The 22,918-nt window shown below is 63.1% G+C and carries 21 protein-coding genes and 1 riboswitch; of the genes, 15 read left to right on the top strand and 6 right to left on the bottom strand.

Features of this window, described 5'->3' with window-relative positions:
- Positions 1-128: 128 nt before the first annotated feature.
- Positions 129-389 carry a hypothetical protein gene (locus ACEWE8_RS01780; protein ID WP_012316240.1) on the top strand — a complete coding sequence of 87 codons (261 nt, stop codon included), beginning with the start codon at positions 129-131 and terminating at the stop codon, positions 387-389.
- A 31-nt stretch (positions 390-420) separates the two neighbouring features.
- Here the strand turns inward: ACEWE8_RS01780 and ACEWE8_RS01775 are convergent, their stop codons facing one another.
- Positions 421-1,590: a 1-acyl-sn-glycerol-3-phosphate acyltransferase gene (locus ACEWE8_RS01775; RefSeq protein ID WP_161871248.1), complete on the bottom strand. Its 1,170-nt coding sequence runs from the start codon at positions 1,588-1,590 to the stop codon at positions 421-423.
- A gap of 122 nt (positions 1,591-1,712) precedes the next feature.
- Between ACEWE8_RS01775 and ACEWE8_RS01770 the strand changes: the two genes are divergently transcribed.
- From ACEWE8_RS01770 to ACEWE8_RS01755, 4 genes are all read left to right on the top strand, one after another.
- Positions 1,713-1,898: a CPXCG motif-containing cysteine-rich protein gene (locus ACEWE8_RS01770; RefSeq protein ID WP_012316238.1), complete on the top strand. Its 186-nt coding sequence runs from the start codon at positions 1,713-1,715 to the stop codon at positions 1,896-1,898.
- Positions 1,898-2,158: a putative signal transducing protein gene (locus tag ACEWE8_RS01765; protein ID WP_046784544.1), complete on the top strand. Its 261-nt coding sequence runs from the start codon at positions 1,898-1,900 to the stop codon at positions 2,156-2,158. The genes ACEWE8_RS01770 and ACEWE8_RS01765 overlap by 1 nt, the downstream gene beginning before the upstream one ends.
- 15 nt (positions 2,159-2,173) lie before the next feature.
- On the top strand, positions 2,174-2,794 hold the full coding sequence (locus tag ACEWE8_RS01760) for an SOS response-associated peptidase (RefSeq protein WP_046784543.1): 621 nt from the start codon (positions 2,174-2,176) through the stop codon (positions 2,792-2,794).
- Between the two features lie 97 nt (positions 2,795-2,891).
- Positions 2,892-3,707, top strand: a complete 816-nt coding sequence (locus ACEWE8_RS01755) for a M48 family metallopeptidase (protein ID WP_012316235.1) — start codon at positions 2,892-2,894, stop codon at positions 3,705-3,707.
- 65 nt (positions 3,708-3,772) lie between these two features.
- Here ACEWE8_RS01755 and ACEWE8_RS01750 read toward each other — a convergent pair whose 3' ends face one another.
- From ACEWE8_RS01750 to ACEWE8_RS01740, 3 genes are all read right to left on the bottom strand, one after another.
- Positions 3,773-4,354 (bottom strand): TMEM165/GDT1 family protein, encoded by a 582-nt coding sequence (locus ACEWE8_RS01750; RefSeq protein WP_174141606.1) that lies wholly within the window; start codon positions 4,352-4,354, stop codon positions 3,773-3,775.
- Between the two features lie 91 nt (positions 4,355-4,445).
- Positions 4,446-4,565: riboswitch (yybP-ykoY riboswitch) on the bottom strand.
- Positions 4,566-4,607: 42 nt separating this feature from the next.
- Complete coding sequence (locus ACEWE8_RS01745) at positions 4,608-5,603, bottom strand: class I SAM-dependent methyltransferase (RefSeq protein WP_046784542.1); 996 nt, start codon at positions 5,601-5,603, stop codon at positions 4,608-4,610.
- 53 nt (positions 5,604-5,656) lie between these two features.
- Positions 5,657-6,622, bottom strand: coding sequence for a 2-hydroxyacid dehydrogenase (locus ACEWE8_RS01740; protein WP_046784541.1), 966 nt, complete (start codon positions 6,620-6,622; stop codon positions 5,657-5,659).
- Between the two features lie 160 nt (positions 6,623-6,782).
- Between ACEWE8_RS01740 and ACEWE8_RS01735 the strand changes: the two genes are divergently transcribed.
- The 8 genes from ACEWE8_RS01735 (at position 6,783) to ACEWE8_RS01700 (ending at position 19,146) form a co-directional block, all read left to right on the top strand.
- Positions 6,783-8,465 carry a fatty acid--CoA ligase gene (locus tag ACEWE8_RS01735; protein ID WP_046784540.1) on the top strand — a complete coding sequence of 561 codons (1,683 nt, stop codon included), beginning with the start codon at positions 6,783-6,785 and terminating at the stop codon, positions 8,463-8,465.
- Between the two features lie 331 nt (positions 8,466-8,796).
- Positions 8,797-10,716 carry a DUF1302 domain-containing protein gene (locus tag ACEWE8_RS01730; RefSeq protein WP_046784539.1) on the top strand — a complete coding sequence of 640 codons (1,920 nt, stop codon included), beginning with the start codon at positions 8,797-8,799 and terminating at the stop codon, positions 10,714-10,716.
- 25 nt (positions 10,717-10,741) lie between these two features.
- Positions 10,742-12,106 carry a DUF1329 domain-containing protein gene (locus ACEWE8_RS01725; RefSeq protein ID WP_046784538.1) on the top strand — a complete coding sequence of 455 codons (1,365 nt, stop codon included), beginning with the start codon at positions 10,742-10,744 and terminating at the stop codon, positions 12,104-12,106.
- 273 nt (positions 12,107-12,379) lie between these two features.
- Positions 12,380-15,097 (top strand): LuxR C-terminal-related transcriptional regulator, encoded by a 2,718-nt coding sequence (locus ACEWE8_RS01720; RefSeq protein WP_046784537.1) that lies wholly within the window; start codon positions 12,380-12,382, stop codon positions 15,095-15,097.
- A gap of 159 nt (positions 15,098-15,256) precedes the next feature.
- Positions 15,257-16,864, top strand: coding sequence for a tetratricopeptide repeat-containing response regulator (locus ACEWE8_RS01715; protein WP_046784536.1), 1,608 nt, complete (start codon positions 15,257-15,259; stop codon positions 16,862-16,864).
- Complete coding sequence (locus tag ACEWE8_RS01710) at positions 16,861-17,553, top strand: sensor histidine kinase KdpD (RefSeq protein ID WP_046784535.1); 693 nt, start codon at positions 16,861-16,863, stop codon at positions 17,551-17,553. Before ACEWE8_RS01715 ends, ACEWE8_RS01710 begins: the two co-directional genes overlap by 4 nt.
- 116 nt (positions 17,554-17,669) lie before the next feature.
- Positions 17,670-18,314 (top strand): MBL fold metallo-hydrolase, encoded by a 645-nt coding sequence (locus ACEWE8_RS01705; protein WP_046784534.1) that lies wholly within the window; start codon positions 17,670-17,672, stop codon positions 18,312-18,314.
- Between the two features lie 109 nt (positions 18,315-18,423).
- Positions 18,424-19,146 carry an OmpA family protein gene (locus tag ACEWE8_RS01700; protein WP_012316222.1) on the top strand — a complete coding sequence of 241 codons (723 nt, stop codon included), beginning with the start codon at positions 18,424-18,426 and terminating at the stop codon, positions 19,144-19,146.
- Positions 19,147-19,267: 121 nt separating this feature from the next.
- Here ACEWE8_RS01700 and pta read toward each other — a convergent pair whose 3' ends face one another.
- Together pta and ACEWE8_RS01690 are read right to left on the bottom strand one after the other, a co-directional pair.
- Positions 19,268-21,355: a phosphate acetyltransferase gene (gene pta / locus ACEWE8_RS01695; RefSeq protein WP_046784533.1), complete on the bottom strand. Its 2,088-nt coding sequence runs from the start codon at positions 21,353-21,355 to the stop codon at positions 19,268-19,270.
- 31 nt (positions 21,356-21,386) lie between these two features.
- The gene (locus ACEWE8_RS01690; RefSeq protein ID WP_080952066.1) at positions 21,387-21,689 is read right to left on the bottom strand and encodes a DUF3565 domain-containing protein; all 303 of its coding nucleotides are present in this window, start codon (positions 21,687-21,689) and stop codon (positions 21,387-21,389) included.
- Here ACEWE8_RS01690 and ACEWE8_RS01685 point away from each other — a divergent pair.
- Together ACEWE8_RS01685 and ACEWE8_RS01680 are read left to right on the top strand one after the other, a co-directional pair.
- A complete protein-coding gene (locus ACEWE8_RS01685; protein WP_012316220.1) occupies positions 21,688-22,173 on the top strand; it encodes a peptidylprolyl isomerase in 486 nt (161 codons plus the stop codon). The genes ACEWE8_RS01690 and ACEWE8_RS01685 overlap by 2 nt on opposite strands.
- A 141-nt stretch (positions 22,174-22,314) precedes the next feature.
- Entirely contained in the window at positions 22,315-22,797 is a 483-nt protein-coding gene (locus tag ACEWE8_RS01680) for a glutathione peroxidase (protein WP_046784531.1), read from the top strand.
- Positions 22,798-22,918: the final 121 nt, after the last annotated feature.

The following is a 22,918-nucleotide window of genomic DNA, read 5'->3' as shown; positions in this document are numbered from 1 at the left end:
GGTGGCCTGCCTTGATGACGAGCGTGTGACAGATGAAATTTAGTGACACTTTGTCGCCAAGTCCGGGCGCCAGGGCCGGTCTTCGGTAGAATGCCGGCCTTCGCTGACGTTCTGACCGAGGTTGCGTGATGTCCTTGCAAGTGCTTTGGGGGGTTCTGGCCGCCCATCCGACCAAGCTGATCAATCTGCTGGCATTGTTGATGACCTGCCCGGGCGGGTTGCTGCTGCACAGTGCACGGCGTCGCCAGGCCATCACCCGCGAAAGCCTGGCAGTGGATGACGGGCTGGTGGATGCATTCGACCAGCGGGTGCCGCGCTATTACTACATTCTGGGCTTTTCCTGCCTGGCGATGGCCTTGCTGCTGTCCTGGTTCAGTACCTGGATCTGAACCATGCGGGGCCGCCAAGCGGCCCCTGTGGTCAGGCAACCGGCGCCTGTTGCCTGACCTGATACTGGTTGCGCACCGGCGTGGCGTATTGCAACACCAGGTATGGCCGCTGCTCCTGCGGGCAGGCGTCCAGGCGGCGTTGCCATTCTTCCTTGGCTTTTGCCAGCTCCTCGGCCGGGAACAGCTTCTCGGCGCTCGGCACCTGTAGTGCCTCATCCTTTTCGCCCCACATTGCGTAGGCCAGGTAGTGCACCGGGAACAGTCGGTAGCCACCCAGAATCTGCCGGTCGATCTCCTGCGCCAGCTGCTTGGTGTCCTCGTAGAACGCGGTTACCGGCGGGGCGAAGTTGATGTGTACCCGGCCCTTGTAGCCGGTGATGCCTTTGGCGATGCTGTTGTCGTCTTCACCTGGCGCCTTCTGATAGGTGCCGGTAGTCGCACGGATATACAGTTCGCGCGCCTTGGCCTGGTCGCAGGGGTCGTACTCGTAGCTGATCGACACCGGAGTAAGGTTAAGACCCTGTATCACCGCACCGAAAGGCTCATCCTTGCGGCTCATGTGGAACATCTTGAGGATGGCCGAGTCGGTGCGGTCATCGCCATCTTTGGCACGGCCTTCGGCCTGGGCGATCCAGATCGAAGCGCCGTCGTTGCGGATCGAATGGTTGATGTAGGCCGAGAGCAGTTGGTAGGCCGCGAGCTTCTCGCGCCGGCCAGTGAGCGAGCGGTGGACGATGAAGCTCTTGTTCAGGCGCATCATGTCGCTGACGAACGGCTTTTGCAGCAGGTTGTCGCCAATGGCGATGCGTGGCGTCGGCAGGCCTGCGTGGTACACCGCGTAGTTGACGAAGGCCGGGTCCATGACGATGTCACGGTGGTTGGCCAGGAACAGATAGGCGGTACCGGATTTGAGTTGCTCGACGCCTGTGTACGTGACCCCGTCGGTAGCGCGCTCGATGGTGTGGTCGACGTAGTATTCGACCTTGTCCTGCAATGTGGACACGCAGGTAACCCCGGCGAACTCCTTGCGCAGGCGGCGGGCGATCAGCGGCTTGAGCAACCAGCCGAGTGCCCCGGCTGCGCGCGGGAAGCGGAAGTGGGTGAGGATATCGAGGAATGCCGGGTCGCTGAGCAGGCGTGCCAGCACGGCAGGGACCTCAGCATCGTCGTACGGTCGGATGGCATCGAATTCGCCCATCATGCTCTCTTGTTGGAAACGGCTAGGGTAATAAAGTAGGGGTGGGGCCCGAAAAACGGCTCGGACACACGCAGGCCCTGTAAACAGACCGGCAATTATACGCATAAGTCACTGCGGAGGCCGCGATGCTGGAAACCGACTTCTACGATTGCCCTTATTGCGGCGAGCGCGTGGAAACCACCGTGGACATCTCCGGTGGCGACCAGATGTATACCGAAGACTGCCAGGTGTGTTGTCAGCCGGTAGTGTTCATCCTGCAGGTGCACGGCGACGAATGGATGCTCGAAGTCAGACGCGAGGACGATGCCTGATGCGGCGGATCTACGAACCGGAAACCTTGCTGGAGGCAGAAATGCTCGCTGGCATGCTGGCCAGCGAGGGTATCGAGGTGCACATGATCGGCCGTGACCTGATGGGCGGTGTTGGCGAGTTGCCGATGCAAGGCTTGCTTGGGCTCGCCGTGGCCGATGAGCAGGCCGGTTACGCACGGCAGCTGATCGATGCGTACAATGGCGCCCAGCCGCTTGTCGGCGACGAACCGGAGAGCTATCCCGGTACCTTGATCTGCTAGGTTCTGAAATCGCCCATGTGTGGACGCTATGCCCTGTTTCGCTGGCCCCAGGTGCTGGCAAGCCTGCCAGGCTTTCCTGCCGGCCAGCCGGCGCAATGGAATATCTCGCCCGGCGCTTCGGTGCTGATCCAGCGCCAGGTCGACGGCCAGATGCAGTTGGCCAAGGCGCGCTGGGGCCTGACCCCGGCCTGGCTCACTGACCTCTCACGCACCCCCGCGCATGCCCGGGCCGAAACTCTGGCCGAGCAACCGATGTTCCGCGAAGCGTTACGTCTGCGGCGCTGCCTGATGCCAGCCAACGGTTTTTACGAATGGCGTGGCACGGTGCGCAAACGGCCGTACTGGTTGACGCCGGGGGAGGGTTCGTCGTTGTATTTCGCGGCCATATGGGAAGCCTACCCGGTCCAGGACCAGGTGTGGCTGAGCTGTGCGGTGGTGACCCAGGCGGCGATGAACCAACGCCGGCCGTTGATTCTCGATGAGGCGGGGCAGGCCGCATGGCTGGACCCTGACACACCGCTGCCGCGTCTGCATGAGCTGCTCGCCAGCCCACCGGCCACGCTACGTGAGCGGGCGCTGGCGAATTTCGTCAATGACCCGAAGCTGGATGCGCCCGAGTGCCTGACGCCGGCCTGATGAGGCCGGTACTGGCGAAGAAAATCTTCCCTGCGGCTCTGGTAGCCCATGGGCGACTCGGCCTAGGATATCCCGCATGTAAAAAGGGAGTGTTTTCATGCGTAAGTCTTTTGTCGTCAGCCTCTTGAGCGCTGGCATCCTGCTGGCTGGCTGCCAGGCGGTCAATACCACCAGCGGCGGTGCTGTCGGCGTCGAGCGCAAGCAGTACATGTTCAGCATGCTCTCGACCGATGAGGTCAACCAGATGTACGCCCAGTCGTACCAGCAGACCCTTGGCGAGGCGTCGAACAAGGGCGTGCTGGACAAGTCCAGCGCCGATGCCAGGCGCGTGCAGGTGATTGCCGACCGGCTGATCGCCCAGGCGCCGAAATTCCGCCCGGATGCCGCCCAGTGGCAGTGGGAGGTCAATGTGATCAAGAGCGATGAGCTCAACGCCAACTGCGGCCCTGGCGGCAAGATCATCGTCTACACCGGCCTGATCGACCAGCTCAAGCTTACCGATGCCGAGATTGCGGCAGTGGTGGGGCATGAGATCGCCCACGCGCTGCGTGAACACAGTCGCGAAGCGATGTCCAAGGCTTACGGTGTGGAAATGGCCCGCCAGGGCGCAGGTGCGCTGTTTGGCCTTGGCCAGAACAGCATTGCGCTGGCAGACCAGGTGGTGAACTACGCCATGACCTTGCCCAACAGCCGCGCCAACGAGAACGAAGCCGACCTGATCGGCCTGGAACTGTCGGCGCGTGCCGGCTACGACCCGAACGCCGCGATCACCTTGTGGAACAAGATGAGCAAGGCGTCCGAGGGTGCGCCACCTGAGTTCATGAGCACTCACCCGGCCTCTGACAGCCGGATCGCCTCGTTGCAGGCGGCAATTCCCAAGGTCATGCCGCTGTATCAGGCCGCCAAGAAGTAAGAGCAGCTACAAGCTACGAGCAAGAGCAGTACGCGTACATCTGCTCTTTCTTGCAGCTTGCAGCTTTACCCCACCCACCCACTGGTTTTCATTGCCGAGTAGACGGCGACGATCGCCAGTACGATGAAGGCCGTCGCGGCCAGGCGGCGAATCAGCGTCAGCGGCAGCTTTTCTGCGGCGAAATTGCCCGCCAGGACTACTGGCACGTTCGCAATCAGCATGCCCAGCGTGGTACCGATGATGACCATGATCAGGTGCGGGTACTGGGCTGCCAGCATCACCGTGGCCACCTGGGTCTTGTCACCGATCTCGGCCAGGAAGAACGCAATCAGCGTGGTCAGGAACGGGCCGAAGCGACGCGCAGGGTTTTCATCATCATCCATCTTGTCCGGCACCAGGGTCCACAGGGCCGTGGCGGTAAAGCTCGCGGCGAGAATCCAGTGCAGCGTCGACTCGCTGAAGAACCCGCTGACCCAGGCGCCCACGGCACCTGCGGCGGCATGGTTGGCCAGGGTGGCGGCGATGATGCCGGCGATGATCGGCCAGGGCTTGCGGAAGCGGGCAGCCAGAATGAGTGCGAGCAATTGCGTCTTGTCGCCGATTTCGGCCAGGGCGACGATCGCGGTAGGTACGAGGAGAGATTCCAGCATCAGGGTTCCTGTGGGGGCGGGTCGACACGGCTATGACACGTACAGCCTCCCCGCCCCGGGTAAGGTGTGCGTGTCATAGGTCTTGTCAAACCCTGGACCTGTCTGCGCAGATCGTGGGTCGCACGCGCCATGGCCTGTGGGCCAAGTGTGTTGACGCGTGCCGGGCAAGCAGGGTGCTTGCGGGAGACTACTCCCCTAGGACGGTGCGGATTCTGCCTAGCCGAAACGCTTTGGGCAAGCCCTGTTTTTATCAGCGTGTTGCCTGATAGATGCGAAAACCGTCTGCCTCGGCACAGGTCCGGCAGTTGCCCAGAGCGCTTTCGATCAGTGGCTGGTAACGCAGGAAGCTGTTGGCGACCAAGCGCATTTCGCCGCCTTTTCGCAGATGTTGGCCTGATTTTTTCAGCAGGTTTTCCGATGCCTGGTAGTTGGTGTGCACACCGGTATGGAACGGCGGGTTACTCAGGATCAGGCTCAAGTCGCCGGGTGCAGCATCGATACCGTCGCCACTGATAACTTCACCTTCCAGCTGATTGGCCGCCAGCGTCAGGCGGCTGGCCGCCACGGCGAAGGCGTCTACGTCCAGCATCGTGACCCGGCTCTGTGGGTAACGGCGTTTGACTGTGGCGCCGAGTACACCGGCACCGCAGCCAAAGTCCAGTACATGGCCCACTGGCAGGTTATCCAGGTGCTTGAGCAGCAACGCTGTGCCGCGGTCCAGGCGGCCGTGGCTGAACACGCCAGGCAGGCTGACCACCTGCAGCGGGCCGTCTTCCAGTTCAAGCGCGAAGCGTTCGGCCAGGCTTTCCAGTGGCTTGGCTTCGGGCGCGTTGTCCACGGTGACCTGCCACAGCTGGCAATGCCGGGCACTGTCGAGCTTGCGTGGCTTGCCCAGGGCCTGCAAATGCTTGGCCGCGCCTTCGATGCCGCCGCGCTTTTCGCCCACCAGGTAGAGTTCGCCGCCGCCCAGGCGTGACGCCAGTGCGTTTAGCAGGTAGGCCGCCAGTTCGCGCGACTTGGGCAGGAACAGTACGGCCGCCTCGAAGGCGACCGGCGGCACGTCGACGCCGTAATGGCTGCGCCCGGCAAAGCGGGCGTCGAGCATGGCCTGATCACCCGCGTGCCAGGTCCAGGCATTGGCCTTTGGCAACTGGCCGAGCAGGTCATCGGCGGGGGCGCCGGCAATCAGCAGTGGACCCTGGAACAGGTCCGCCTGGCGGAGCAAAACTTCACTGCGCGGGTCCATGGACGACGCCTCCTGAAAAAAGTGGCGCAGTGTAGCAGAGCCTGCCCTTGCGCTCAGCTGACCACGCGGCGTGGCTGGCCGGCAAAGAATGCCTGGGCGTTCTCGCTGAGTTGGCCGACGATGCGCTGGCGCGATTCCACCGCGCCCCAGGCGCTGTGCGGCGTGATCAGTAGGCGCGGGATGTCGCCGGCCAGCAGCGGGTTGCCGTTGACCGGCGGCTCGACGCTCAGCACGTCGGTGGCGGCGCCGCCCAGATGGCCGCGACGAAGGGTGTCGGCCAGGGCCTGCTCGTCTATCAGGCCGCCACGTGCGGTATTGACCACCAGCGCGCCGGGCTTGAGCAATGCCAGCTCACGTGCGCCGATCATGTGCCGTGTGTGTTCGTTGAGGGGGCAGTGCAACGTCAGGGCATCGACCTGCGGCAGCAGTTCGTCCAGCGGCAGGCGATCGTTGCGCGCCGGGCGCCCGGGGATCTGCCCGCTCAGCACGCGCATGCCAAAGGCTTCAGCAAGCCGCGCGACGGCGCCACCGAGTTCGCCATGGCCGAGCAGGCCTAGGGTTTTGCCTTCCAGTTCCACGATCGGGAAGTCCAGCAGGCAGAACTGGCTGGCCTTGGCCCATTGGCCATCGGCCACCGCCTGGTTGTAGTCGCACAAGCGCGTGGCCAGCGCCAGCAGCAGGGCCAGGGTGTGCTGTGCCACCGAGGGCGTGCCGTAGCCCTGGCAATTGCAGACGGTGATGCCTTGGGCACGGGCGGCAGCTAGGTCGACGTTGTTGGTGCCGGTGGCGGCGACCAGGATCAGCTTGAGCTGTGGGTTGGCAGACAGGGCGTTGGCGTCGAGCATGACCTTGTTGCTGATCACCGCAACGGCGCCCTGCAGGCGCTCGGCTACCTGATCCGGGCGGGTGGCGTCGTACAGTTCGAACGCGTCGAACTGGCTCTGCAAAGGTGAGAGGTCGAGGTCACCAAGGTCCAGGGATTCATGATCGAGAAACACAGCGCGACGCGGGCTGGGCATAGGTACGGCTCCAGTGGCAGGGCAAGGGTTGATCCATCGACCGAACAATGCCACTCATACCTCGCGCAGCCAAATCATTCCTTCGGCTGATTTGACCGTCACATTGGCGAACTACAGTAGACACAGACTTGTCCGGCTCGCTTTTCAAGAAGGGATAACCATGCTGCAGACCCGCATCATCAAGCCCGCCGAGGGCGCCTACAGCTTTCCTCTGCTGATCAAACGCCTGCTGATGTCCGGCAGCCGCTATGAAAAGACCCGCGAGATCGTCTACCGCGACCAGTTGCGGCTGACCTATCCACAGCTCAACGAGCGTATTGCCCGCCTGGCCAACGTGCTGACCGAAGCCGGGGTCAAGGCCGGTGACACCGTGGCGGTGATGGATTGGGACAGCCACCGTTATCTGGAATGCATGTTCGCCATCCCGATGATCGGCGCGGTGGTGCACACCATAAACGTGCGTCTGTCGCCTGAGCAGATCCTCTACACCATGAACCATGCCGAGGACCGCTTCGTGCTGGTCAACAGCGATTTTGTCGGCCTTTACCAGGCCATTGCCGGGCAGTTGACCACGGTCGACAAGACCCTGCTGTTGACCGATGGCCCGGACAAGACCGCCGAACTGCCGAACCTGGTGGGCGAGTACGAGCAGTTGCTGGCGGCGGCCAGCCCGCATTACGACTTCCCGGATTTCGACGAGAACTCGGTCGCCACCACGTTCTACACCACCGGCACCACAGGTAACCCCAAGGGCGTCTACTTCACCCACCGCCAGTTGGTGCTGCACACCTTGGCCGAGGCCTCGGTGACCGGCAGTATCGACAGCGTCCGCCTGCTTGGCAGCAATGATGTGTACATGCCCATCACGCCCATGTTTCACGTGCATGCCTGGGGCATCCCGTACGCGGCGACCATGCTCGGTCTGAAACAGGTGTACCCGGGCCGCTACGAGCCCGACATGCTGATCAAGCTCTGGCGGGACGAGAAGGTCACCTTCTCGCACTGCGTACCCACCATCCTGCAGATGCTGCTCAATTGTCCGAGCTCCCAGGGCCAGGACTTCGGCGGCTGGAAGATCATCATCGGTGGCAGTGCGCTCAACCGCTCGCTATATCAAGCGGCGCTGGCCCGGGGCATTCAGCTGACTGCAGCCTATGGCATGTCCGAAACGTGCCCGCTGATTTCTGCCGCGCACCTGAACGATGAGCTGCAGGCCGGCAGCGAAGACGAACGCGTGACCTACCGCATCAAGGCCGGTGTCCCGGTACCGCTGGTGGAAGCTGCGATCGTCGATGGCGATGGCAATTTCCTCCCGGCAGATGGCGAGACTCAAGGTGAGCTGGTGCTGCGTGCGCCTTGGTTGACCATGGGCTATTTCAAGGAGCCGGAGAAAAGCGAGGAGCTGTGGCAGGGTGGCTGGCTGCACACCGGTGACGTCGCCACGCTCGACGGCATGGGTTACATAGACATTCGCGACCGCATCAAGGACGTGATCAAGACTGGGGGGGAATGGATATCTTCCCTGGACCTCGAGGACCTGATCAGCCGGCATCCTGGAGTGCGCGAGGTTGCAGTGGTTGGGGTCGCCGACCCGCAGTGGGGGGAGCGCCCGTTCGCCCTGCTGGTGGTGCATGACGGCCAGGCTGTCGATGCCAAGGCGTTGAAGGAACACCTCAAGCCATTTGTAGAGCAAGGGCACATCAACAAGTGGGCGATTCCCTGCCAGATCGCCGTTGTTACAGAAATTCCCAAGACCAGTGTCGGGAAGCTCGACAAGAAGCGCATCCGCCAGGACATCGTCCAGTGGCAGGCGAGTAACAGCGCCTTCCTTTCCACGCTGTAACCGCGTTGCGGGTCGTGTACCCCGGGGCACGACCCGCAGGCCAGAGCGGCCGTCACCTTGCCAATCGGTAAAAATCGGCCATGCTTGGGCACTGCCGGTGCGTAACCTGGGAACACGCCAGGGCGAATTGGCCAACGGTGTGCAAATCACACTTTAGAGGGATCAAGCACCTTGGTCTGCTGGCTATAGTCGGGGCCAGGGGATTTTCAGGAATGGGGGAGGGCGACACGCGCAACACGTGTCGCCACGGGCGCAAGCCTGAACACCGGTCGCACGGGCCGTTCTTGAAAGGACTCACTGCCATAACAAAAAAGTACATGGAGTAGCGTCGATGACATCTGCAAACCCGTTCTGGCGTCGGGCCAAGCTGCCTTTGGCCGTCAGCCTTGCTTCCACGCTCGCAAGCCCTGCTTTCGCGGTCAGTTTCAACATCGGGGAAATCGAAGGCCAGTTCGACTCGTCGCTCTCCGTCGGGGCCAGCTGGTCGACCGCCAACCCCAACAGCAACCTGATCGGCGCCAACAACGGCGGCAAGGGTCTTTCGCAAACCTCGGACGATGGTCACCTCAACTTCAAGAAAGGCGAAACCTTCTCGAAGATCTTCAAAGGTATCCACGACCTTGAACTGAAGTATGGCGACACCGGCATCTTCGTGCGGGGCAAGTACTGGTACGACTTCGAACTCAAGGACGAGAACCGCGAGTTCAAGGACATCAGCGATTCGAACCGCAAGGAGGGCGCCAAGTCGTCTGGCGCCGAACTGCTCGACGCGTTCGTCTATCACAACTACGCCATCGGTGATCAACCCGGCTCGGTGCGTCTGGGCAAGCAGGTAGTGAGCTGGGGGGAGAGTACCTTCATTGGCGGCGGCATCAACGCAGTCAACCCGATCGACGTTTCTGCGTTCCGCCGGCCAGGGGCTGAAATCAAGGAAGGCCTGATCCCCGTCAACATGTTCTACGTCTCGCAAAGCCTCACCGACAACCTGTCGACCGAAGCTTTCTACCAGATCGAGTGGGACCAGACCGTTGTCGACAACTGCGGCACATTCTTCTCCCAGCCCGACGTGATCGCCGACGGCTGCGACAACAACCTGGCCGTGCTGGCCACGCAGAACACCTTGGCCAGCCGGCTTGGGCCGCTGGCTGCGCCAGTCGCGGCCACTCTGGCCGCACGCGGCGTGAGTTACGGCTCCCCCGATGAGGGCGTGATCGTCCGTCGTGGCGCGGACCGCGATGCTCGGGACAGTGGTCAGTTCGGCGTTGCCCTGCGCTACATGTATGAGCCGCTCAATACCGAATTCGGTGGCTACTTCATGAACTACCACAGCCGTGCGCCAATCTTCAGCGGTCGCGGTGCCGATGCCCAGTACTACAGCACAAGCGGCCTGGCGGGCGCGCTGGTCAGTGCGGGTGTGCCGTCTGCTGCGCTGGCGAGCCTGTTGCCAAGCCTCATGCCGTTGCAGGTGGCAGGCAACTCCAGCTACTACGTGGAGTATCCGGAAGACATCCGTCTGTATGGTCTGAGCTTCTCGACCACACTGCCTACCGGTACCGCCTGGAGTGGCGAGATCAGCTACCGGCCGAACGCTCCGGTGCAGTTGAATACCACCGATATCCTCTATTCGGGCCTGACGCCGCTCAATCCGGATGTCTCTGTGTTGCAGGGAACACCGGGTGCCGACCAGCCTGGTTATCGTCGCAAGGAAATCACCCAGCTGCAGACAACCTTCACCCACTTCTTCGATCAGGTGATGGGGGCAGAGCGGCTGACCATGGTCGGCGAAATCGGCTGGACCCACGTCGGCGGCCTGGAAAGCACATCCAAGATGCGTTACGGGCGTGACCCGGTGTTCGGCCCGGGGCCTCTGCCCAATGGCCAGTGCGAGGCGCTCAACAGCAGCACCCTGGGCACCACCGATGCCAACAACGTATCGCGCTACTGCGAGAACGATGGCTATACCACGTCTGATTCCTGGGGCTATCGCGTCCGTGCGATCTGGGACTACAACAACGTCATTGCCGGTGTGAACCTGCGCCCCAGCGTAGCCTGGTCGCATGACGTCGATGGTTACTCGCCGGGCCCTGGCGGCAACTTCGAGGAAGGCCGCAAGGCAGTCAGCCTCGGGCTGGACGCCGAGTACCAGCAGACCTACACCGCGAGCCTGTCGTACACCAACTTCTTCGACGGCAAGTACAGCACCGTGGATGATCGCGACTTCCTCGCCCTCAGCTTCGGCGTGAACTTCTAAGCACACAGATCCAGGACGACACGACATGAACAAGACCAGAAGTCTGCTGCAAGCCGGAGTACTGGGCCTGTCCCTGCTGGCAACCGGCGTCATGGCTGCGGTTTCCGCTGATGAAGCGGCAAAGCTGGGCAGCACCCTGACCCCGATGGGCGCGGAAAAGGCCGGTAACGCCGATGGCTCCATCGGCCCGTGGCAACCGTTGTCAAAGACCGCAGGCAGCGTCGATGCCAAGGGCTTCCTTTCCGACCCGTATGGCAGCGACAAACCGCTGTTCACCATCACCGCGCAGAACGTAGACCAGTACAAGGACAAGCTGTCACCAGGCCAGGTGGCGATGTTCAAGCGCTACCCGCAAACCTTCAAGATCCCGGTGTACAAGACCCATCGAGGCTCCACGGTGCCTGACGATGTGTTCGCCGCAATCAAGAAGAATGCCACCGCGACTACGCTGGTCGAAGGCGGCAACGGGCTGAACAACTTCCAGACCGCAGTACCGTTCCCGATCCCCAAGAGTGGCATCGAGGTTATCTGGAACCACATCACCCGCTACCGTGGTGGCAGCGTCAGCCGTTTGGTAACCCAGGCTACGCCGCAGCAGAGCGGCTCCTACAGCCTGGTGTACTTCGCCGATCAGTTCGTCTTCCGCGACAAGATGAAGGACTTCGACCCGAACAACCCGGGCAACGTCCTCTTCTACTTCAAACAGGAAGTGACCGCGCCAGCGCGTCTGGCCGGTACCGTGCTGCTGGTGCACGAAACCCTCGACCAGGTGAAAGAACCGCGCAAGGCGTGGATCTACAACGCCGGCCAGCGTCGCGTGCGCCAGGCGCCGCAGGTGTCTTATGACGGGCCGGGTACCGCAGCCGACGGCTTGCGTACTTCGGACAACCTGGACATGTACAATGGTGCGCCAGACCGCTACGACTGGAAGCTTGAAGGCAAGAAGGAGATGTACATCGCCTCCAACGCTTACAAACTCGACGATCCGAAGCTCAAGTACGCCGACATCCTCAAGGCCGGTCACATCAATCAGGACCTGACCCGCTATGAGCTGCGCCGGGTCTGGCATGTGGTTGCAACGCTCAAGCCGGGGCAGCGCCACATCTATGCCAAGCGCGACTTCTATATCGACGAGGACACCTGGCAGGCAGCGGTGATCGACCAGTATGACGGCCGCGGCCAGCTATGGCGGGTTTCCGAGGCGCATGCCCAGGACTACTACAATGTTCAGGTACCGTGGTACACCCTGGAGGCCATCTACGACCTGCAATCGGGCCGTTACCTGGCCTTGGGCATGAAGAACGAAGAGAAGCGCGCCTACGACTTCGGCTTCAGTGCCAGCAAGGCAGACTTCCAGCCAGCTGCGCTGCGCCAGTCGGGTATTCGTTGAACCGCTAGTGCTGCACACCTTGTGATACTCCCAGAACGCCCCGGCTTGCCGGGGCGTTTCTGTTCCAGCCCCTTGTTGTACTGGCCGGCGCAGTCATAAAACGGGTGAATACCTCGCCAAACCCCGCGCCAGCCCTCTGTCCATCAGGCTTGTCGTTTTTTGTCGTAGTCTTTTACAGGCCATTTGCGCCCATCATCTTCAAATACGCCGCGTTACCCGCTAGTCTCGGAACAATCCGTACCGCCGTAGTCTTCCAACCAGAACGAGCCGGCCATGACTGATTTGTCCCGTACGCATGGAGTCGCCAGCCAGGCCGTGGGCCTGCTGGACGGGCGTTTCTTCCGGCCGCCGCTGCCGCACGGCCACGTGCCGCGTGCGCGCCTGTGCCAGCGTTTGCAGGCCGGCCTCAGCGGCCGTTTGTTGCTGGTCAATGCCCCGGCAGGCTTCGGCAAGAGCTCCCTGGCCATCGAATTCTGCGAGGCGCTGCCCGACCATTGGCGCAGCCTCTGGCTTGGGCTCAGCCAGCGCGATGCTGACCCGGGCCGTTTTCTCGAACGCTTGCTTGAGGGGCTGCAGCAGTACTGCCCGGCGTTGGGCGGCCAAGCCATGGGCCTGTTGAAAATGCGCCAGCGCCACCAACCCTTCGCGTTCGAGGAATGGATCGACGGCCTGCTCGACGAATTGGCGTTGTACCTGCAAGCCGATACACCCTTGCTGCTGGTACTGGACGACTATCACCTGGCCCAGGGGCCGGTGCTCGATCGCTGCCTGCAGTTTTTTCTCAACCATTTGCCGGGCGGCTTGGTGTTGCTGGTCACCAGCCGCCAGCGGCCAGACTGGCACCTGGCGCGGCTGCGGCTCTCACGGCAACTGGTCGAGATCAACGAGCAGGAACTGCGCCTGACGCCCGACGAGGCCCTGGCCGTTCTTGGTCGCCAGCCTACAGGCCTGCGCGGCCAGGCCTTGGACAATCTGATCCAGCGCAGCGACGGCTGGGTTGCCGGGTTGCGGTTCTGGCAACTGGCGGCGAGCGAGTCCGGCGACGAGCATGCGCTGCCCCAGGCCCTGCATGGCGGGGAAGGCTTGATCCGCGACTACCTGCTGGAAGAAGTCATCGAAATCCTGCCTGAGGACGTGCAGGCGTTTCTGTTCGACACTGCGTGCCAGGAGCGCTTCTGCGCGGCGTTGTGCGATGCCCTGCGTCAGCGCGACGACAGCGCGGCCATCCTTCGTTACCTGCAGGCGCACCAGGTGTTTCTGGTGCCGCTGGACGAGCATGGGCACTGGTATCGCTACCATCACCTGTTCTCCGACCTGTTGCGCAGCCGCCAGTCCAATGAACCGCAGGCGCGCCTGCACCTGCGTGCCTGCCGTTGGTTCCAGGCTCAGGGGCTGCTTGACGAAGCGGTGGAGCAAGCCCTGCGGGCGGGCCATCTGGACGTTGCCGCCGACCTGGTGCAGAGCCTGTCGGAGGAGCAACTGCTGGCCGAGCAGAACGTCGGCATGCTGCTGCGCTGGAAGATGGACTTGCCCGACAGCTTGCTGATCAGTACGCCCCGGCTGATCGTGCTGTACAGCTGGGCGCTGGGCCTGGCCTGCCAATTGGACGCAGCCGAAGAGCTGGCAAGCTACCTCAGCCGCTTTTTGCCAGCGCCTTCAGCCACCGCGCAAAGGTCCATGCTGGCCCAGTGGCTGGCCTTGAGCGGGGTAATTGCGCGTGGCCGCGGTGATCGCGAACGCACCCTGGCCTATTGTGGTGAGGCGCTGCAAAGCCTGCCGTGCAAACGTTATGGGCAGCGTCTGGTGTGCCTGTCGACGCTGTCCAACCTGGCCATTGCCGATGGCGACTTCTGGCGGGCGCGTGGTTGGAACCGCGAGGCGCTGGAGTTGGCCCAGCGGGTTGGCAACCCCTTGTTCGAAGCCTTGGCGCACTACGACCGTGCCCGGGTGCTGCATGCCAGGGGCGAGGCGCTGCGCGCGCTGGACGAGGTGCGCCAGGGGCTGCAACGCCTCCAGGGCCTTTCGGCCCAGCGGCTGTATGCCGTGCGCGCGCGGCTGACCTTGTACGAGGGCTACCTGCTGGTGACGCGCCTGCAACCTGCGCAAGGGCGTGCGCGCTTGCGTGCGGGGCTGGGCGAGGCGCGCGCCTGTCGCGATATCAGCGTGCTGATAGGCCACTGTGTGATCGCTACCCTCGACGGGCGTGAAGGGCGCTACGCCGACGCCTTCGCCGAGCTGGCCGAAGCCGAGAGGCTGATGCATATCTGGGACGTGCCGCCGATCTTCTACCTGGCCATGATCACGCTGGTGAAGTGCGAATTGTGGCTGGCGCAGGGGCGTACCGACCTGGCCGAGTCCTGGTTGCTGCGCCTGGGCCAGACCTACGGTGGCGAGCAGCCTGCGGCGGCGCCGGAGTTCCACCCGTTGTTAGCGCTGCACATCGAGTTGCAGCAGGCCTTGCTCGAACGCATCCAGGGCCGCAGTGAGGATGCCGCTGCGCGCTTGCGCGGCCTGGTCGAGCGCGGGCAGGCCGGCGGTGGCATGATGCTGACCTTGAGCGCGCTGTGCCAGTGGATCACGTTGTCATTGGAGCACGGTGGCGAGGCGCAGGCTGCCGAGCGCTTGCCCATGGCTCTGGCAGCGGCCCAGGGCGGGGTGATGCAGCCGTTTCAGCGGTTGATCGAGCTGCACCCGCTGTGGCTTCGCGAGCAGTTGCTCGCACGTCCTGCCTGCAAGGTCCAGGTCGAGCTGCTGGCTCGTCTGCCCGAGCAGGCCGCGCCGAGCAGCGGCACGTGCGAGGCGCTCAGTGGTCGTGAGCTGGCAGTGCTGGAATTGATCGCCCAAGGCTGCTCGAACCAGCAGATCAGCGAGCGCCTGTTCATCTCGCTGCACACCGTCAAGACCCACGCCAGCCATATCAACAGCAAGCTCGGGGTGGAGCGGCGTACCCAGGCGGTGGCACGGGCCAAGTCGTTGGGCCTGCTGGCCTGATGCCGGTCGTTGGCGGCCTGGCCGGATAAACAACGGCCCAGGCCAGCCTCTCGCTGCAGCACTGCCTGCCCTCATCTTTTGCGCCTGGCTGCCGATACACGTTTCGGCGGTATGCATCGCCGCACGCCATCCTCCCATCATCCAATACAGGTCGTGTTGATGCTGCAGTACGGGCAAAAGAGCTTTCTGATCGTCGATGACTTCACCGACTTTCGCACGTCGACGCGCTCCATGCTGCGCGAGCTGGGCGTGCGTGACGTCGACACTGCCGACAGCGGTGAGCAGGCCCTGCGCATGTGCGGGCAAAAGCGCTATGACTACATTCTTCAGGATTTCCACCTTGGGGATGGCAAGAAGAACGGCCAGCAAGTGCTGGAGGACATGATCCTCGACAAGCTGATCAGCCATGAGTGCGTGTTCATCATGGTGACCGCCGAGAGCAGCCAGGCCATCGTGCTCAGCGCCCTGGAGCACGAGCCCGATGCCTACCTGACCAAACCGTTCAACCGGGTGGGCCTGGCCCAGCGCCTCGACAAGCTGACGCAACGCAAGACCTTGCTCAAGCCGATCCTGCAGGCCCTGGACCGTGGCCGCCCGGCCGAAGTGCTGGCTGCGTGCGCCGAGCTGTGCAAGAAGGACCCGCGTTTCGCGCCCCTGTGCCTGCGTTACCGGGCCGATGCCCTGCGAGACCTGAACCGCTTCGATGAGCTGGAAAAGTTCCTCAAGGGCATTCTCGCCAGCCGCCCGCAGCCGTGGGTGTATGCGGCGCTGGGCAGCCTGATGCACAAACGGGGTCAGCACGCGCAGGCCCAGGGCGTTTATGAGCAGGCGCTCAAGGCGTTTCCAATCATGCCGAGCCTGTACGACGGCATGGCCGACGTGCTGGTGGCCCAGGGTGAGACCAAGCGCGCGCAAAACATGCTTGAAGAAGCCGTGCGCCTTTCACCCCTGGCGGTGAGGCGCCAGGCCGCGCTGGGCAAACTGGCGCTGGACAACGAAGACTTCGAAAGCGCCTCGAAGGCGTTTCGCCATGCGGTGAACCAGGGCCAGAGCTCGCGCTACAAGGATGCGGAGAGCAACCTTGGGCTGGTCGAGGCATTGATGAACAAGAACGCCGGCTTCGGCCTGGATGCACGTACCCGGGTCGAGATCAATACCGTGCTCAGCGAGGTGGCCAAGGACAATGTCGAGGATCAGGGCCTGCAAGTGCGTGCGCGCTTGATGAAAGCTGCCAGCCTGCAGCAGGCCGGTGATGCAGAGACTGCAGCCAAGCTTACCGAGCAGGCCCTGCAGCGGCTGGACAAGATGGATCAGTTCTTCTCGGTCGAAGCCGCCCTGACCGTGGCCAAACAGCTGCAGGCGCTGGGCCAGGAAGGTGCCGGCGGCACCATCCTCAAAGGCTGTGTGGAAACCTACGGCGATGACCCCAAGGTCATGCAGAGTGTCGCCAAGCTGACGGATGACCCCACGGTGCTCGGCGCCGTCACCGAAGCTGTCGACCTCAACCGCCAGGGTGTGCGCAGCTATCAGGCCGGGCAGCTCAATGAAGCCTTGCAGATGTTCCGCAAGGCCCTGTCACTGCAACCGAAGAACATCAGCATTGCCCTCAACACTGCCCAGGCGCTGTTGCGCATCGGTGGTGAAGCCACGCCGCCGGCAATCCTGCAGGAGTGTCGCAACTGCCTGACCAGCGTCGCGGGTATTCCTGCCAGCGACAGCCGGTATGACCGCTACCGCAAACTGCACATCAAGGTGTTCGGCGCATGAGCCAGGACAACCAGGGGCTGGATTTTTCCACGGTGATCGCCTCCACCGTGCACGACCTGAAAAACTCGTTGTCAGCGCTGATCCAGTCCCACGACCAGTGGCTGGCGCGCCTGCCCGAGGAGTTGCGCGGGGGCACCGAGCTGGGCGTGATCGAGCACGAATTCCGCCACCTCAATGGCATGCTGGTGCAAATGCTGGGGCTGTACAAACTGGGCGTCAACCAGTTGCCGGTGTGCCCGGACTATCACGAGCTGGACGACTTCGTCGAAGCGCAGCTGGCGGCTCATCAGCAAGTGCTTGAGCACAACGATATCCTCGCCACCTGGCGCATCGACAGCGAAAATCCGCTGGGTTTCTTCGATCGGGAACTGGTCGCCTCGGTGATCGCCAATGTGATCACCAACGCCACCCGCTATGCCGGGCATGCGCTGTTGATCAGCATCGCGCAAGAGAACGAGCAATTGGTGATCAGCGTCAACGATGACGGCCCAGGCTACCCGGCGCGCATGCTCGAGCGGCAGCAGGATTATGTACAGGGCATCGATGCGCAGAGCGGCAGCACCGGGCTTGGCCTTTATTTCGCGGCGCGCATCGCTGCGCTGCATGAGCGCGATGGCGTGCGCGGGCGAATCGAGATCGCCAATGGTGGCGCGCTTGGCGGAGGCTTGTTCAGGTTGTATCTGCCTTAGGCTCGATTTCATAGGCCCTGAAAATTTCCAGGCAAGCACTCCATCCTCGACAAAACCGCATAATTGCCTCCCTGGGGCGGGCAACGATAACATCCAGGCAGTCGTCAGGAGTCCCCATGAACACTGCCCCAACCACCCTCATCCGCGAAACCTTCCCCGTCGGGCCTTTGCAGTGCAACTGCACCTTGATCGGCGACCCGCTTACCAAAAAGGCCATCGTCGTCGACCCGGGTGGTGATCCGGACAAGATCCTCGCCCGCCTGCAGGCCCACGGCCTGACCTTGGTGAGCATCATCCACACCCATGCGCACTTCGATCATTTCCTCGCCTCGGGCAAGCTCAAGGAGCTCACTGGTGCGACCTTGCACCTGCACAAGGACGACCAGGTGCTGTGGGACAACCTGGAGATGCAGTGCCAGATGTTCGGCGTCCCGTATACCCCGGTGCCCCCACCAGACCGCTGGCTGGGTGACGATGAAGCGCTGGCCTGCGGCTGTGGCGTGGCGTTGCACACGCCCGGGCATACGCCGGGTTCGATGAGCTTCTGGTTCGCTGACGCCAAGCTGTTGGTTGCCGGTGACACCCTGTTCCGACGTGGCATTGGCCGCACCGATTTGTGGGGCGGCGATCAGCGGGCTATCGTTCGCTCGATCAAGGAGCGGCTGTATCGTCTGGATGAGGATGCAATCGTGGTCACCGGCCACGGCCCTGATACCCGACTGGGTGACGAAATGCGCGAGAACCCCTTCGTGCGGGCCTGAGCCGGCATAAACAGCCTGTCATGGAATTTTTTCGCTCAAGCGCGATCCAAGGCTGGCATAAATGCATTCATGATTTGCCGCACACACGAATTCTTGTAGGAGCTTGTCCATGTTCACCATGCGTCGCCTGATTATCGTCGCAACCGCTGCAGCCCTGATGACCGGTTGTGCCGGCCAGAACCCCTACGACAGCCAAGGTCAGGCGCAGGGCGGGTCGACCGGGATGAGCAAGACCGCCAAGTACGGCGGCCTGGGTGCGCTGGCCGGCGCCATCGCCGGTGCCGCCATCGACCACGACAACCGGGGCAAGGGCGCGCTGATCGGCGCCGCTGCGGTAGGTGCTGCCGCTGCCGGTTACGGTTACTACGCCGACAAACAGGAAGCCGAACTGCGTGCCCAGATGGCCAATACCGGCGTCGAAGTGCAGCGCCAGGGTGACCAGATCAAGCTGATCATGCCGGGCAACATCACCTTCGCCACCGATTCGGCGAACATCGCGCCGAGCTTCTACTCGCCGCTGAACAACCTGGCGACCTCGTTCAAACAGTTCAACCAGAACACCATCGAAGTGGTGGGCTTCACCGACAGCACCGGCAGCCGCCAGCACAACATGGACCTGTCGCAGCGCCGTGCCCAGGCAGTGAGCGCCTACCTGACCTCGCAAGGCGTGGACGCCTCGCGCGTGTCGGTGCGCGGCATGGGCCCGGACCAGCCGATTGCCAGCAACGCCGATGCCAATGGCCGGGCGCAGAACCGTCGCGTCGAGGTCAACCTCAAGCCTATTCCCGGCCAGCAGTATGATCAGCAGGGCCAGGTGCAGCAGTATCCGTAAACCATGAGGGCCGCTGTGCGGCCCAATCGCCGGCAAGCCGGCTTCCACCGGGATCGCAAGCGCCACACATCCCGGTGGGAGCCGGCTTGCCGGCGATTGGGCTGCACAGCAGCCCCAGGTTTCAACGCACCACGCTGGCCTGGATGGCTGTAAGCGCGATCGTGTGCACGATATCGTCCACCTGGGCGCCGCGCGGCAAGTCGTTCACCGGTTTGCGCAGCCCTTGCAGCATCGGCCCCAGGCTGACCCCATCGGTACTGCGCTGCACCGCCTTGTGGGTGGTGTTGCCGGTGTTCAGGTCAGGGAACACGAACACCGTGGCGCGCCCGGCCACTTGGCTGTTCGGCGCCAACTGGCGGGCGATTGCCGGGTTGGCGGCAGCGTCGTACTGCAGCGGGCCGTCAATCACAAGGCCCCGCTCGGCTTCCTGCGCCAGGCGCGTTGCTTCGCGCACTTTCTCGACTTCTTCGTCGCTCGCCGAGTCACTTGAATAGCTGATCATCGCCACCCGTGGCGCGATGCCGAAGGCTTGCGCCGATTCGGCGCTCTGCCGCGCGATTTCAGCCAACTCGCTGGCGCTGGGGTGCGGGTTCATCACGCAGTCGCCGTACACCAGCACCTGCTCGGGGAACAGCATGAAAAAGACCGAAGATACCAGGCTGGCGCCTGGCGCAGTCTTGATCAACTGCAGGGCAGGGCGGATGGTGTTGGCGGTGGAGTGCACCAGGCCGGAGACCAGGCCGTCGACCTCGTCCAGCGCAAGCATCATGGTGCCGATCACCACCGGGTCTTCCAGCTGTTGCTCAGCCATCGGCGCATTGAGGTTCTTGCTTTTGCGCAGGTCGACCATCGGCTCGACATAGCGCCCGCGAATCAGCTCAGGGTCAAGGATTTCCAGGTCCGCTGGCAGGGTGATCCCCTGCGCACGGGCCACCGCTTCGACTTCCTCGGGCTTGGCCAGCAGCACGCACCGTGCGATGCCGCGCGCCTGGCAGATCGCAGCCGCCTGCACCAGCAACGGCTCTGCGCCTTCGGGCAGGACAATGCGTTTGTTGGCCTGCTGCGCCCGCTGTATCAGCTGGTAGCGGAACACCGCAGGCGACAGGCGCAACTCACGGGGGGTACCGCAGCGCTGGTGCAGCCATGCAGCGTCGAGGTGGCTGGCGACAAAATCGGTGATGAATTCGGCGCGCTCACGGTCGTCCACCGGGATCTCGCGGTTGAGTGAGTTGAGCTGGTTGGCCGTGTCGTACGAACCGGTGCTGACCGAGAGGATCGGCAGGCCCGCCTGCAGGGCGCCGCGGCACAAGCCGAGGATGCGTGCATCGGGCTTGCTGTCGCTGGTCAGTAACAGGCCGGCCAGCGGCACGCCGTTGATCGCGGCCAGGCTCACAGCAAGGATGATGTCGTCGCGGTCGCCCGGGGTCACCACCAGGGTGCCTGGGGTGAGCAGCGGCACGGTGTTGGCCACGGTGCGCGCACAGATGATGATCTTGTTCATGCGCCGTTGCTCGTAGTCACCGGCGTTGATCACCTGGGCGCCAAGCAGGTCAGCCACATCGCGGGTGCGCGGGGCGTTGAGTTCGGATTGGTAGGGGATGCAGCCGAGCAGCTTGAAGTCGTTGCCGCGCAGCAGCGGCGAGTGCTCGCGCAGGCGCGCGGCGAACTCGGCCATGCTTTCGTCGGTGCGAACCTTGTTGAGGATCACCCCGAGCACTTTCGGGTCGCGCGGGCCGCCGAACAGTTGAGCCTGCAGCTCGACCCGCCCGGACAGTTCGCTGAGCACTTCGTTTTCCGGTGCCGACACCAGGATCACTTCGGCATCCAGGCTTTTGGCCAGGTGCAGGTTGACCCGCGCTGCGTAGCTGGCGTGACGGGTCGGCACCATGCCTTCGACCACCACCACGTCATTGCCCACGCAAGCCTGCTGGTAAAGGCGGATGATTTCTTCGAGCAGTTCGTCCAGCTGGCCATCGCCGAGCATGCGCTCGACCTGGGCAAGGCTCAGCGGCATTGGCGGTTTGATACCGTGGGTGCGTGCGACCAGTTCGCTGGAGCGTTCCGGGCCGGTATCCCCGGGGTGGGGCTGGGCGATCGGCTTGAAAAAGCCGACCTTGAGCCCGGCGCGTTCCAAAGTACGCACCAGGCCGAGGCTGATGGATGTCAGGCCGACACCAAAGTCGGTCGGCGCAATGAAAAATGTTTGCATGCGTGCTTCTCGGAATAAGCGTTGCAAGGAATCAACGGCCAAGGGTATCGCTATCGGCCGCTTGTGCACACCAGCCACAGGCGAAAGCCTGGCCAATTCGCAGCGCACGCTGGCGGGGGTCGAGCACCCACGGGCGCGCCTGCCACGGTGGCTGGTGGCGCAGGTGCTGGGTGTGGCCGCAAGACAGGTCGACCACCCAGTGGCCTTCGGTGTCCTGGTGAAAGCCCATGATCCGACTGATGGGTCTCCCCGCAGCCGCGCTGCGTTCGCAATCGGGCGATGCGTTGGTTACACTTGTGCGCTCTACATTCTTTTGCAAAAGGTCTTGCCCCATGCTGATCGCCGCCAACAAGGCAGTCTCCATCGACTATACCCTGACCAACGACGCCGGGGAGACCATCGACAGCTCCGCCGGTGGCGCGCCGCTGGTCTACCTGCACGGTCACGCCAACATCATCCCGGGCCTGGAAAAAGCCCTGGAAGGCAAACAGGCTGGCGACGAACTGAACGTCAGCATCGAGCCTGAAGAGGCCTACGGCGAATACCTGGCCGAACTGGTCAGCACCCTGAACCGCAGCATGTTCGAGGGTGTCGACGAGCTGGAAGTGGGTATGCAGTTCCACGCTTCGGCACCGGACGGCCAGATGCAGATCGTCACCATCCGCGACCTGGACGGCGACGACGTGACTGTCGACGGCAACCACCCGCTGGCCGGCCAGCGTCTGACCTTCCAGGTCAAGGTCGTCAACGTGCGTGATGCCAGCGAAGAAGAAATCGCTCACCGTCACGTCCACGGCGAAGGTGGCCATCACCACTGATTTTCTGCGCTAAGCTCAGAAAGTCGCCAGGCGCTCGGACAAGCCGACAAACCTCCCGGGAGGTGCACGGCTTGGATGAGCGCCTTTTTAGTGGGCGCTGTTCGCCCCAGCGGCACCCGGGAACCTGAGAGGGGATTCAACATGAGTGCATTTCACGACCTGACGTTGAAGGCGCTGAACGGCCAGGACCTGCCCTTGGCACCATTCAAGGGCCAGGTAGTGCTGGTGGTCAATGTCGCCTCCAAGTGTGGCCTGACGCCGCAATACGCTTCGCTGGAAAAGCTGCAACAGCAGTTCAAGGGTAAAGGCTTCAACGTGCTTGGCCTGCCTTGCAACCAGTTCGCGGGCCAGGAGCCCGGCAGCGAGAAGGAAATCCAGGAGTTCTGCAGCCTCAACTATGGCGTGAGCTTCCCGCTGGGGGCAAAGCTGGAGGTCAACGGGCCGCAGCGCCATTCGCTGTACCGCCTGCTGGCGGGTGAGGGCGCCGAGTTTCCCGGCGATATCAGCTGGAACTTCGAGAAGTTTCTGGTGGGCAAGGACGGGCGGGTGCTGGCGCGCTTCGCGCCGCGTACAGCGCCGGATGATCCAACCGTGGTGCAAGCCATCGAGAAAGCGTTGGGCTGACTATCCCTGGGGCCGCTTCGCGCCCCCAGCGATACCGCAGAATCACCCCGATCAATAATGCTGGGCCACGCCTTCCACTGGCCCTAACCTCAGGCGTATTTCCTCACCCAGACGGAAGCGC

It is taken from the genome of Pseudomonas sp. TR47 (assembly GCF_044143025.1).
GTDB classification, from domain to species: Bacteria; Pseudomonadota; Gammaproteobacteria; order Pseudomonadales; family Pseudomonadaceae; genus Aquipseudomonas; species Aquipseudomonas putida_E.
The sequence above is the reverse complement of the archived record's forward strand: the minus strand, read 5'-3'. Positions and strand labels throughout refer to the sequence as shown.

What these genes read in the sequence shown, in the direction of transcription:
- ACEWE8_RS01780 (WP_012316240.1), top strand. Translation starts at nt 129, where the DNA reads ATGTCCTTGCAAGTGCTTTGGGGGGTTCTGGCCGCCCATCCGACCAAG.
- ACEWE8_RS01775 (WP_161871248.1), bottom strand. Translation starts at nt 1,590, where the DNA reads ATGATGGGCGAATTCGATGCCATCCGACCGTACGACGATGCTGAGGTC.
- ACEWE8_RS01770 (WP_012316238.1), top strand. Translation starts at nt 1,713, where the DNA reads ATGCTGGAAACCGACTTCTACGATTGCCCTTATTGCGGCGAGCGCGTG.
- ACEWE8_RS01765 (WP_046784544.1), top strand. Translation starts at nt 1,898, where the DNA reads ATGCGGCGGATCTACGAACCGGAAACCTTGCTGGAGGCAGAAATGCTC.
- ACEWE8_RS01760 (WP_046784543.1), top strand. Translation starts at nt 2,174, where the DNA reads ATGTGTGGACGCTATGCCCTGTTTCGCTGGCCCCAGGTGCTGGCAAGC.
- ACEWE8_RS01755 (WP_012316235.1), top strand. Translation starts at nt 2,892, where the DNA reads ATGCGTAAGTCTTTTGTCGTCAGCCTCTTGAGCGCTGGCATCCTGCTG.
- ACEWE8_RS01745 (WP_046784542.1), bottom strand. Translation starts at nt 5,603, where the DNA reads ATGGACCCGCGCAGTGAAGTTTTGCTCCGCCAGGCGGACCTGTTCCAG.
- ACEWE8_RS01740 (WP_046784541.1), bottom strand. Translation starts at nt 6,622, where the DNA reads ATGCCCAGCCCGCGTCGCGCTGTGTTTCTCGATCATGAATCCCTGGAC.
- ACEWE8_RS01735 (WP_046784540.1), top strand. Translation starts at nt 6,783, where the DNA reads ATGCTGCAGACCCGCATCATCAAGCCCGCCGAGGGCGCCTACAGCTTT.
- ACEWE8_RS01730 (WP_046784539.1), top strand. Translation starts at nt 8,797, where the DNA reads ATGACATCTGCAAACCCGTTCTGGCGTCGGGCCAAGCTGCCTTTGGCC.
- ACEWE8_RS01725 (WP_046784538.1), top strand. Translation starts at nt 10,742, where the DNA reads ATGAACAAGACCAGAAGTCTGCTGCAAGCCGGAGTACTGGGCCTGTCC.
- ACEWE8_RS01720 (WP_046784537.1), top strand. Translation starts at nt 12,380, where the DNA reads ATGACTGATTTGTCCCGTACGCATGGAGTCGCCAGCCAGGCCGTGGGC.
- ACEWE8_RS01715 (WP_046784536.1), top strand. Translation starts at nt 15,257, where the DNA reads ATGCTGCAGTACGGGCAAAAGAGCTTTCTGATCGTCGATGACTTCACC.
- ACEWE8_RS01710 (WP_046784535.1), top strand. Translation starts at nt 16,861, where the DNA reads ATGAGCCAGGACAACCAGGGGCTGGATTTTTCCACGGTGATCGCCTCC.
- ACEWE8_RS01705 (WP_046784534.1), top strand. Translation starts at nt 17,670, where the DNA reads ATGAACACTGCCCCAACCACCCTCATCCGCGAAACCTTCCCCGTCGGG.
- ACEWE8_RS01700 (WP_012316222.1), top strand. Translation starts at nt 18,424, where the DNA reads ATGTTCACCATGCGTCGCCTGATTATCGTCGCAACCGCTGCAGCCCTG.
- pta (WP_046784533.1), bottom strand. Translation starts at nt 21,355, where the DNA reads ATGCAAACATTTTTCATTGCGCCGACCGACTTTGGTGTCGGCCTGACA.
- ACEWE8_RS01685 (WP_012316220.1), top strand. Translation starts at nt 21,688, where the DNA reads ATGCTGATCGCCGCCAACAAGGCAGTCTCCATCGACTATACCCTGACC.
- ACEWE8_RS01690 (WP_080952066.1), bottom strand. Translation starts at nt 21,689, where the DNA reads ATGGGGCAAGACCTTTTGCAAAAGAATGTAGAGCGCACAAGTGTAACC.
- ACEWE8_RS01680 (WP_046784531.1), top strand. Translation starts at nt 22,315, where the DNA reads ATGAGTGCATTTCACGACCTGACGTTGAAGGCGCTGAACGGCCAGGAC.